The organism is Klebsiella sp. HMSC09D12 (assembly GCF_001808475.1).
Lineage (GTDB): Bacteria > Pseudomonadota > Gammaproteobacteria > Enterobacterales > Enterobacteriaceae > Klebsiella > Klebsiella oxytoca.
Map to the genome: position 1 here is coordinate 1 of NZ_KV793393.1, position 9,822 is coordinate 9,822.

Below are 9,822 nucleotides of genomic sequence, written 5' to 3' on the forward strand. Positions count from 1 at the left end.
CTCAGCAAAAGTTCGATTTATTCAACAAAGCCCTGCGCTGGTTGCAGCTAATGTGGGCTGATAATCAGCGGTAAATGCAGGCGTACCTATTTCAAATGCAGGTCGCTACACCTATAGACATGATCAGCGCAAGCACGTCTCAGATGTCCAAACGGTACGGATTTATACATGTTGACCAGGATGGTATGGGGAACGGAACACTAAAACGCTCCCGTAAGAAAAGCTTCCACTGGTATAAAAAAGTCATCGCCACGAACGGAAAAGACCTCAGTAGTTAACACAGCACAGCCCAGGCAGCACTGTGCTGTCAGGGCGTCCCATAATTCCGCGCGGATACCTCCCGGTCCTACTGTGCATTATTCCCGGGTACGGTCTTTCACCCAACGGCGGTATAATGCCGGATTCATACCGGTCATCCGGCTGAAGACCCTCCTGAAACTGCCCTCATCCGCGTAACCTGCATCAGTTGCGATCTGCTTTATGGTTTTAGCGGATGTTTCAAGTGCCAGCCTTGCCATTTCACACCTGATCCTGTCGATAAACTGTTTCGGTGACTCGCCTGTTTCCGCCTTTATACGCCTGTGAAAGGTTCGCTCCGAAATGGCAAGGCGCCGGCACAGCTCTTTTGTGGTAAGCAGCGTTGATGTTTCCTGCCTTATAAAAAATTCTGCACCGGGTAGAATACTGTCCGGCCGGCTGAGGTGCGCGGTGGGCATATAAACAGCCCTTGCGGGAGGCGTTGTATCCACTACAGCAAATTCTGCTGCAATGCGCGCAGCCTCCGTCCCCTCAAGCTGACGCACAACGTGTAAGGCCACATCAATCCATGAAAGCGGCCCGCCAGCCGTAACTATACGGTTATCCTCAGTCAGAGCATTGCCCCAGATGGCGTTTGCCCGGGGGTAACGGCGCTTGAGCTCATCGTACAGCCACCAGGTTGTCGTACATTTTCTGCCGTTGAGCAGCCCCGCCTCGCCCAGCATAAACACTCCGCTGCACGAGCCACAAGCCAGGGCGCCATGCACGTACTGTTGCCGTATCCATGACGCTATGCTGCCCAGTTTACCGAGCTGTGGCGGCGTGTTTGATGCATCGGGTACAAACCCGGGGATCAGAACCGCATCGCATGATTTGATATCTGCCAGTGCCGCATCGGCGGTGAGTAACCGCCCGCTTCCGTCGGTCACTGGCTGCCCGTCCGGACTTGCTGTCATGATATCAAAGGGTGACGGCTCCTTGCGAGCAGCTGATATGGCTCTTCCGGCAAGAGAGAACATATCAGCCAGCCCGGTATAGCCTGAAGCAAGGCATCCCGGGGAAGCAATAATGACTATCTTTTTCATCTCAGTCCTGTAATTGGCCGAAAAAGCCGGTTTAATGGCAGATTCGCCACAGTGCCATGTTGCCTAACCCTGATACAATAATTCTCGTAAGAAAGCCATGATTATTACAACAGGAGAAAGAAACAATGAGTACAACAGCAGGACTGATTTCATTTAAAGCGAGAGAAGGAAAAGGCGCTGAAGTAGCAGAGCGCATAGCCGCTGCTTTGCCTCATGTTAATGCAGAAGAGGGCACCACTCACTGGCTGGTGACCCGCTCAGAAACGAGTCCTGAAACGGTTTTCCTTGTAGATCTGTTCAGTAGTACAGACTCAAGGGAACTCCATATGTCCGGTGAAGCAGCTAAACAAATATTCGCTACCGTACCCGCTCTGCTGGCAGAAGAGCCACACATTCATCCTGCGGTTTTGATTGCGGCAAAAGGTATTTAATTCGGTACGTTGGCCTGACCCCACGCCTGTAGACAAATCCTGTCCTCACGACGAGGCCTGTTCGAAAGCCTCCCGACTGACGCCGCCGAGATGACTGTGGCGCCGGGCCCGGTTGTAGAACACTTCAATGTAATCGAAGATATCTGACGGACGGCTTTTCCTTAAATTCAGGTGTAAATCGTGGTGTGCCCATACGCTCCTCCTATACTCAAACTATAGGGCAGGAGCGTCTACCGGGGCGGGGTCAGTCCAGCCAATCGACGACACCATTTCGATAGTCGGCTCCTATCTCCGTTAACTCTGCCAGGCAGATGTCTGATGGGGTCTTAAACTGTAATGAAAGGAAATGACATATAAAATCACGTGCAGCTGTTGCATCTGGACCTGGTTAGCCGCTTGAGATCGTTGAGATTGATGTGGAACCACCTCGTAAACGTGAAGTTCTGGTAAAAATAACCCACACCGGTGTCTGTCATACCGATGCATTTACCTTGTCTGGTGACGATCCGGAAGGTGTCTTCCCGGCGGTTCTGGGGCACGAAGGTGCCGGCGTTGTTGTGGAAGTGGGTGAAGGCGTCACTAGCGTTAAACCTGGCGACCATGTTATTCCGCTTTACACCGCAGAATGTGGCGAATGTCTGTTCTGTAAATCCGGCAAAACTAACCTGTGTATCTCTGTTCGTGCTACGCAGGGTAAAGGACTCATGTCTGATGGCACCACCCGTTTCTCTTATAAAGGTCAGCCGCTTTTCCACTATATGGGCTGCTCCACCTTCAGTGAATATACCGTTGTCGCTGAAGTGTCTTTAGCCAAAATCAATCCGCAGGCGAATCATGAGCATGTGTGTCTTCTGGGTTGCGGTGTTACGACAGGTATCGGCGCAGTACACAATACCGCCAAAGTACAGCCAGGTGACTCGGTCGCTATTTTTGGCTTGGGCGGCATTGGCCTTGCAGCGGTGCAGGGTGCACGTCAGGCAAAAGCGGGGCGTATCTTTGCCATCGCTACCAACCCTGAGAAATTTGAACTGGCCCGCTCATTCGGGGCAACAGACTGCATTAACCCGAAAGACTATGACAAACCTATCCAGGACGTTCTCATTGAGCTGACTGGCTGGGGTGTTGACCACACGTTTGAGTGTATCGGCAATGTAAACGTCATGCGTTCTGCGCTTGAATCCGCGCACCGCGGATGGGGTCAGTCAGTTATCATTGGTGTCGCAGGCGCCGGTAAAGAGATCTCCACGCGCCCGTTCCAGCTGGTCACCTGTCGTGTATGGAAGGGCTCTGCTTTTGGTGGTGTTAAAGGCCGACCCAGCTTCCTGGCATGGTAGAAGACGCCATGAAAGGTGAGATCGATCTGGCGCCTTTCGTGACCCATACCATGGGTCTGGATGACATCAATGAAGCCTTCGACCTGATGCACGAAGGTAGATCTTTTCGTACGGTGATCCACTACTGATCACCGGATCCCTGACGTACTTCCGGGGAGCACTGGCGTGGTGGTTCTGGAAGATTATTCATCTGTATTTTTTAATTGGTACCTGAAACCGCCTGAGTGTCGCCATCAGCTGGGTCTGGAACCACAGCGTCGCGTACTGGGGAGCCCGCATTATCACGGGAGCCAAATCTCCGGTCCCGGGTACGCCGCCAGCCAGTTCTCATACAGAAGGCGGATCCGCAGGGTACCGCTGAAACTTCAGCGGTGTCCCACATGGTACCACCGGGCCCAGCTACAGCAACCTGTTTCCGGTCACACAAACGCTTTTTTCGACGGGCTTTCTGATCGAGCGGTCCGGCACACCACCAGATACCGTCACAAGAGGTGGCCTTATTAAGAGCGGACACACCTAACAAAGGAAATTCTATGGCAAAGAAACTTTTCGGTTATCATCCCATCCTGACTGACGACAGCAATTCAGTTGTGATTCGCGGTGCTCGCGAGAACAACCTTAAAGAGGTGGATGTTTCCATTCCGCGCAACGCATTGGTTGTTTTTTCGGGTGTGTCAGGCTCGGGTAAGTCTTCACTGGCCTTTGGCACCATTTATGCTGAGGCGCAACGGCGCTACTTTGAATCGGTTGCCCCTTACGCTCGTCGCCTCATTGATCAGGTCGGGGTTCCGGATGTGGATGCCATTGACGGACTGCCGCCAGCCGTTGCGCTTCAGCAACAACGCGGTGCCAGTAACGCGCGCTCCTCTGTCGGCAGCGTGACCACCTTATCCAGTCTGGTGCGAATGATGTACTCACGGGCGGGCGCTTATCCTGCCGGACAGACGATGCTGTATGCCGAGGATTTTTCTCCCAACACGCCGCAGGGGGCATGCCCTTCTTGCCATGGTCTGGGCCATATCTATGAGGTAACTGAAACACTGATGGTGCCCGATCCCTCACTTAGTATCCGTGAAAGGGCTATTGCTTCCTGGCCCCCGGCCTGGCACGGACAGAATCTGCGGGATATTCTGGTGACGCTGGGGTATGACATCGACACTCCCTGGAAAAATCTGCCAGCGGAAGACCGTCAGTGGATCCTTTTTACCGAAGAAACCCCCACGGTACCGGTTTTCCCGGGACTGAGTCCGGAAGATACGCGCGAAGCCGTCAGGAAAAAAATGACGCCGGGTTATATGGGGACCTTCACCGGGGCACGTCGTTATGTGCTACATACCTTCGCCAGCACGCAAAGCGCGTTGATGAGAAAACGAGTCTCCCGTTTTATGGAAGGCAAGCTGTGTCCGGTCTGTCACGGGAAAAGGCTGAAGTCAGAATCATTGTCCGTCACCTTTGCCGGTGTGGACATTGGTGAATTTATGCAGATGCCCTTAGACCAGCTGGCGGAATTGCTCCTTCCAATCTCCCGGGGGGATTTCAGTGCCCACCACGCCGGCGCAGATGCCGACAGGGATATCACCCGTCGGGATCTGACAGAGCGTGCTGCATCCGGAAAAGCGGTCCATTCCGTGACACCCGATGTCCGCCGGACATCGGCGTTATCGGAAGAGAAACGACTGGCGGCACAACGGCTGACCGGTGGTGTCATGGCCCGGTTGTATCAGTTGCAGAAGCTGGGGCTGGGTTATCTTACTCTGGACAGAGCAACCCCAACGCTATCTGCCGGAGAGCTTCAGCGACTGCGTCTTGCCACGCAACTCAGTTCGATGCTGTTTGGTGTGGTCTATGTTCTTGATGAACCGTCTGCGGGTCTGCACCCCTCAGACAGTAAAGCGCTTTACGATGCGCTTGAGAACCTTCGTGATGCCGGCAACTCGGTGTTTGTCGTTGAACATGATCTTAACCTGATGCGACGGGCGCAATGGCTTGTTGATGTGGGACCGTCGGCTGGTGAACAGGGAGGGCATGTTCTCTACAGTGGTATTCCTGAAGATCTGAAAGCCGTCACCCAATCTCGTACCGCGCGTTATTTATTTGATGAAGTCCGGCCACCACAATCTTTTGCCCGTATCCCATCCGGGTGGCTGAAACTGCAGGGGATCCATCGCCACAATCTTAAGTGGATCGATGTTGATATTCCTCTGGGTGTGCTGACAGCCGTGACGGGAGTCTCTGGCTCCGGTAAATCCAGTCTGATTGCCCAGGCCTTACCGGAACTGGTGCTTTCTTCACTTGGCGGTGAGCCAGAAGACGTGCTTTCCGAAGCCAGCGACGCTGAGGGGCCATCCGTAACGGAGAAAACGTACGGTACCCTGACCGGTGATACCGGACTGGTAAAGCGTCTGGTTCAGGTTGACCAGAAACCGATAGGCAGGACCCCCCGTTCAAACCTGGCGACATATACCGGGTTGTTTGATCCTGTTCGTAAGCTCTTTGCCGGAACGACTGACGCCAAACTCCATCATTACGATGCGGGTCAATTCTCTTTCAATGTGGCAAAAGGCCGCTGTGCAACCTGTGAAGGTGAAGGATTCGTCAGCGTGGAGCTGTTGTTTATGCCGAGCGTGTATGCACCGTGCCCGACCTGCCATGGCGCGCGGTATAACCGGGATACTCTCAGGGTCTGCTGGCAGGACAAAAATATCGCGGAGGTCCTGCATATGACGGTGGATGAAGCCAGTCAGTTCTTTGCGACTGAAGAACCAGTGGCTCGTCCCCTCCGTCTGCTGAGTGAAATTGGTCTGGGCTACCTGCGTCTGGGACAACCAGCAACCGAGTTATCCGGAGGGGAGGCGCAAAGGATCAAGCTGGCAACCGAACTACAACGTAGCCAACGTGGCCACACGTTGTATATCCTAGATGAACCGACAACCGGCCTGCATGCTTCAGACGCCGACCGCCTCCTTGTGCAGCTGCAGCGGCTTGTTGATGCAGAAAATACGGTGATAATGATTGAACACGATATGCGGGCGGTTACTCAGGCAGACCAGGTTATCGACATCGGTCCTGGAGCGGGACATGAGGGAGGACGCCTGGTTGCCGCAGGAACTCCCGAACAGGTATCGCAGGTCAAAGAAAGCCGTACCGCACAGTATATTGCCAGGGAACTCTCACGGAACGGTTAAAAAGGGCTGTGTCGTCATTGCGTCAATGGCGGCACATTCCCGGCGTGTTCTGTATCAGTAATCTCCCGCAGGTATAATTTCAGCGCATCCCACTGGTTCAGCGCGTACGCGAACGCCTTCGACAGCTCCGAGTGCCGTGACAGCGTTTTCTGCTTTTCACGCAGCCAGCCCTCCAGCGCGGTCAGCAGCGGTACCGCTTTTTCCTGCCGAATGGCCAGCCGTTCCGCCGCGCTTTTGCCCCGGATGCCCGCCTCGATGCCATACAGCTCGCCGATACGGCACAGCGCTTCGGTCGTGGTGTCAGAGGGCGTCCGCACGTGCACGTCGTGGATTTTGCGCCGCGCGTGCGTCCAGCACGCCGCTTCCTTTAAATGGCCTTCGCGGTACAGCTCGTTGAACCCGGCGTACGCGTCCGCCTGCAACACCCCGCTGAACCCCGCAAGATGCGACTGCGGATGTGTAACGCTGGCGTGATAGAAATTTTAAGTCAGTCATCAGGTGTCCACCTAATTAGAATAAGGGGACGCTTAAATTACAGGAGAGGCGAATTTAACCAGACAGTGCTGAGTTGACGCTTACTAATCAATGAGAGTGAAGTCGGGTGCAAATTAAACTACCTTTCTCAACAGCAAAGGCGTAGAAACCCTACCCTCGCAGGGTTTCTACGCCTGGTAATATGCCCATGACAGTCTCTAAGACTGCTAAGAGCTAAATAAGCGTTCCAAATAGTAGATCACTTTAGGGGAACTCAGCCCGGATTGTGCGATCTGATCAATCGCCAAAAAGAAACAAACCACCAACCGGACTGAGCGATGCCGATCATAGCACCCATCCCCCGCGCTGAACGACGCCTGATGCAGAAAACTATCCATAAAACGCGTGACAAAAATCATGCACGCAGACTCACTTCTCTGCTGATGTTGCACCGGGGCGATCGTGTCAGTGACGTAGCCAGAACACTCTGTTGTGCCCGTTCATCCGTCGGCCGCTGGATTAACTGGTTCACGCTGTCGGGAGTTGAAGGCCTGAAATCATTACCCGCAGGACGTTCCCGTCGCTGGCCATTTGAGCATATCTGCACATTATTACGTGAACTGATAAAACACACGCCGGGCGATTTTGGTTATCAGCGTTCCCGTTAGAGTACGGAACTGATGGCAATAAAAATCAGAGAGATAACAGGCTGCTGCCTGCATGCTTCGACGGTGCGTCGCTGGTTACCCGCCGCCGGTCTGGTGTGGCGCAGAGCCGCGCCCACACTGCATATTCGCGACCCGCACAAAGATGAAAAAATGGCGGCAATCCACAAAGCGCTGGACGAATGTAGTGCAGAGCATCCGGTGTTTTACGAAGATGAGGTGGATATCCATCTCAATCCTAAAATCGGTGCAGACTGGCAGAGACGGGGCCATCAGAAACGCGTTGTCACGCCGGGGCAGAACGAAAAATATTATCTAGCGGGAGCACTCCACAGCGGTACGGGAAAAGTCAGCTACGTTGGTGGAAACAGTAAAGGTTCACCCTTATTTATCAGCCTGTTAAAACATCTGAAGGCGACTTACCGGCGGGCAAAAACCATCACGTTAATCGTTGATAACTATATTATTCACAAGAGCAGAGAAACGCTGCGTTGGCTGAAGTGCAACCCGAAGTTCAGAGTCATTTATCAACCTGTTTACTCGCCGTGGGTTAATCACATTGAAAGGCTATGGCAGGCGCTGCACGAAACCATCACCCGGAATCATCAGTGCCGGTCAATGTGGAAACTGTTGAAAAAAGTACGCCACTTTGGCAATGACTCCAATTTACTGATAGTGTTTTATGTTCAGATAGTGCCCGATGACTTAGTCATGCAGTTCCACTGATTTTGAGAACGACAGGGACTTCCTGCCCAGCCTTGCCAGATGCTGTCTCAGATTCAGGTTGTGTCGCTCAATTCGCTGCGTGTAACGCTTACTGATGACGTGCAGCTTTTCCTTCAGACGTGACTCATACAGCGGCCAGCCGTCCGTCATCCATACCACCACGTCAAAAACTGACAGCAGGTTCAGAAGACGCTCCAGTGTGGCCATAGTGCGTTCACCGAAAACGTGGGCTACCACCGCCCTGCGTATCCTGTCATACGCGTAAAACAGCCAGCGCTGACGTGATTTGGCCCCGACGTAACCCCATTGCTCGTCCATCTCCGCACAGACGATGACGTCACTTCCCGGCTGGATCCGGGAGGTTACTGACTGCGGCCTGAGTTTTTTAAATGGCGCAAAATGGTGTTGAGGCCCACGCCCATTAGTCGTGCGGTGGCACGGCAACCGACGCCGTTCATAGCCATATCAATGATTTTCTGGTGTGTGCCGGGCTGGGATGCGGCATAAGTGAAGGTGAGCTGCCATGTTTTACGGCAGTGAGAGCAGAGATAACGTTGATGCCCGGCAGTACTTTTGCCATTACGCATCACGCCTTCAGTAGCGGAACAGGAGGGACAGCAGACGGAGACTGAAGCCACGGGAGCACCTCAAAACACCATTATACACTAAATCAGCAAGTTGGTAGCATTACCGTACATGAGCATGTGGATAATGTGAGGTATAATTTGTGCTCAAAATATTACGTCAAACCTGCTGCTGACCATCCCTGGATGACACGGCGAACGCAGAGTAAAGATGATGTGAAGCCGCCAACGTTACCCAGAAAGAAAGTAGGCCCGGATACGACTCCAAAATAGTGCTTACAGCATTAGTTAATTGCGATTAAGGGTTGCATTATAAATGTCGTCGTTTTCGCGTTTGCCTATGCCGATAACAGTGACTGTGACAATGTCGTCCTCTACACGATAGACAAGGCGGTATCCGGCACCACGTAGCTTAATTTTATACTGGTCCTTACGTCCATGTAGCTGTGATGCCGGAACTCTGGGGTTCTCCAGGCGCTCTTTGAGCTTCTTTTTGAACTGTACCTGTAGTGTATGACCCAGCTTCTTCCATTCTTTCAGCGCGGATTCGTTGAAAGCCAGCTTATAGGTCATCAATATTGACCTCTATAACCTTTTCTCCGCTTCGCTCATCAGCCATCCGTCCCAGCTCTTCATCTTCCAGAAGCTCCATCAACTGGGCATAGAGTGCCGGTGGCACACAGTAGAATGCAGGCTCATTACGATTAAGAATGGCTACCGGAGCGCCATCCCCGGCGTGGAAAGTACCCATAGGGTCACGTTTAAGTTCAGTAATGCTAGCTGCTGTAGTGGTCAGAACCTGAAATGCCATAATGTTACCTCCTAGGTTTAAGTGTTCATTGTAGCGCGTTTAAAAGCATTCTTAAAGGTGCTTTTAATTGAGTTCTACCCGGTGAAAATGCCGGGGACATGTTATGACTTAATGAGAAAAGTTGCAGAAACAGGGGGGAGGGGAGGCAAATGTATTGAAATTAGAACCTAAGCACTTTTGTGTATTTATGGCGTTGTTGAATAAATCAGATTCGGGGCGAGTGTCCCTGTAGCTGGTTGTGTTTTCAGGCAATGCGCACGCTTTCTGGC

General features: G+C 52.8%; 6 protein-coding genes and 6 pseudogenes. 6 read left to right on the forward strand and 6 right to left on the reverse strand.

All coding sequences use genetic code 11. The annotated features are described in order from the left end of the window. Positions 1 to 110 precede the first annotated feature (110 nt). Positions 111 to 278 (forward strand): annotated as a pseudogene (locus HMPREF3178_RS03160) (family 1 glycosylhydrolase); the annotation flags it as partial. Positions 279 to 356: 78 nt separating this feature from the next. On the opposite strand, the gene HMPREF3178_RS03165 reads toward HMPREF3178_RS03160, so the two are convergent. Further along, a complete protein-coding gene (locus HMPREF3178_RS03165) occupies positions 357 to 1,343 on the reverse strand; it encodes a GlxA family transcriptional regulator (RefSeq protein WP_032731991.1) in 987 nt (328 codons plus the stop codon). A gap of 125 nt (positions 1,344 to 1,468) precedes the next feature. Here HMPREF3178_RS03165 and HMPREF3178_RS03170 point away from each other — a divergent pair, with 125 nt between their 5' ends. Then, positions 1,469 to 1,774, forward strand: a complete 306-nt coding sequence (locus HMPREF3178_RS03170; protein ID WP_070584992.1) for a putative quinol monooxygenase — start codon at positions 1,469 to 1,471, stop codon at positions 1,772 to 1,774. A 45-nt stretch (positions 1,775 to 1,819) separates the two neighbouring features. Here HMPREF3178_RS03170 and HMPREF3178_RS32065 read toward each other — a convergent pair. After that, positions 1,820 to 1,921, reverse strand: a pseudogene (locus HMPREF3178_RS32065) (IS3 family transposase); the annotation flags it as partial. A 254-nt stretch (positions 1,922 to 2,175) separates the two neighbouring features. Between HMPREF3178_RS32065 and HMPREF3178_RS03175 the strand changes: the two are divergent. Continuing rightward, positions 2,176 to 3,236: pseudogene (locus HMPREF3178_RS03175) on the forward strand (S-(hydroxymethyl)glutathione dehydrogenase/class III alcohol dehydrogenase). Positions 3,237 to 3,641: 405 nt separating this feature from the next. Next, entirely contained in the window at positions 3,642 to 6,293 is a 2,652-nt protein-coding gene (locus tag HMPREF3178_RS03180) for an excinuclease ABC subunit UvrA (RefSeq protein WP_050597291.1), read from the forward strand. 71 nt (positions 6,294 to 6,364) lie between these two features. Here HMPREF3178_RS03180 and HMPREF3178_RS29395 read toward each other — a convergent pair. Beyond that, a pseudogene (locus HMPREF3178_RS29395) lies at positions 6,365 to 6,751 on the reverse strand (IS66 family transposase); the annotation flags it as partial. Between the two features lie 354 nt (positions 6,752 to 7,105). Here HMPREF3178_RS29395 and HMPREF3178_RS03190 point away from each other — a divergent pair. Continuing rightward, positions 7,106 to 8,158: pseudogene (locus HMPREF3178_RS03190) on the forward strand (IS630 family transposase). Here HMPREF3178_RS03190 and HMPREF3178_RS29400 read toward each other — a convergent pair. Continuing rightward, positions 8,138 to 8,796, reverse strand: a protein-coding gene (locus tag HMPREF3178_RS29400; RefSeq protein WP_223168439.1) for an IS1 family transposase whose coding sequence is annotated in 2 segments (ribosomal slippage) — positions 8,138 to 8,547 and positions 8,547 to 8,796 — 660 coding nt in all. Because the reading frame shifts where the segments join, the coding sequence is not laid out codon by codon here. The pseudogene HMPREF3178_RS03190 and the gene HMPREF3178_RS29400 sit on opposite strands and share 21 nt — an antisense overlap. Positions 8,797 to 8,847: 51 nt before the next feature. Here HMPREF3178_RS29400 and HMPREF3178_RS31515 point away from each other — a divergent pair. Beyond that, positions 8,848 to 9,015, forward strand: a pseudogene (locus HMPREF3178_RS31515) (transposase); the annotation flags it as partial. 15 nt (positions 9,016 to 9,030) lie between these two features. Here the strand turns inward: HMPREF3178_RS31515 and HMPREF3178_RS03200 are convergent. Together HMPREF3178_RS03200 and HMPREF3178_RS03205 are read right to left on the reverse strand one after the other, a co-directional pair. Then, positions 9,031 to 9,315, reverse strand: a complete 285-nt coding sequence (locus HMPREF3178_RS03200) for a type II toxin-antitoxin system RelE family toxin (RefSeq protein WP_032731992.1) — start codon at positions 9,313 to 9,315, stop codon at positions 9,031 to 9,033. Then, positions 9,305 to 9,553 (reverse strand): type II toxin-antitoxin system Phd/YefM family antitoxin, encoded by a 249-nt coding sequence (locus tag HMPREF3178_RS03205; protein WP_004187025.1) that lies wholly within the window; start codon positions 9,551 to 9,553, stop codon positions 9,305 to 9,307. The genes HMPREF3178_RS03200 and HMPREF3178_RS03205 overlap by 11 nt, the downstream gene beginning before the upstream one ends. Between the last annotated feature and the right edge of the window lie 269 nt (positions 9,554 to 9,822).

Coding starts and splice junctions, on each gene's coding strand:
- HMPREF3178_RS03165 (WP_032731991.1), bottom strand. CDS start 1,343: ATGAAAAAGATAGTCATTATTGCTTCCCCGGGATGCCTTGCTTCAGGC.
- HMPREF3178_RS03200 (WP_032731992.1), bottom strand. CDS start 9,315: ATGACCTATAAGCTGGCTTTCAACGAATCCGCGCTGAAAGAATGGAAG.
- HMPREF3178_RS03205 (WP_004187025.1), bottom strand. CDS start 9,553: ATGGCATTTCAGGTTCTGACCACTACAGCAGCTAGCATTACTGAACTT.
- HMPREF3178_RS03170 (WP_070584992.1), top strand. CDS start 1,469: ATGAGTACAACAGCAGGACTGATTTCATTTAAAGCGAGAGAAGGAAAA.
- HMPREF3178_RS03180 (WP_050597291.1), top strand. CDS start 3,642: ATGGCAAAGAAACTTTTCGGTTATCATCCCATCCTGACTGACGACAGC.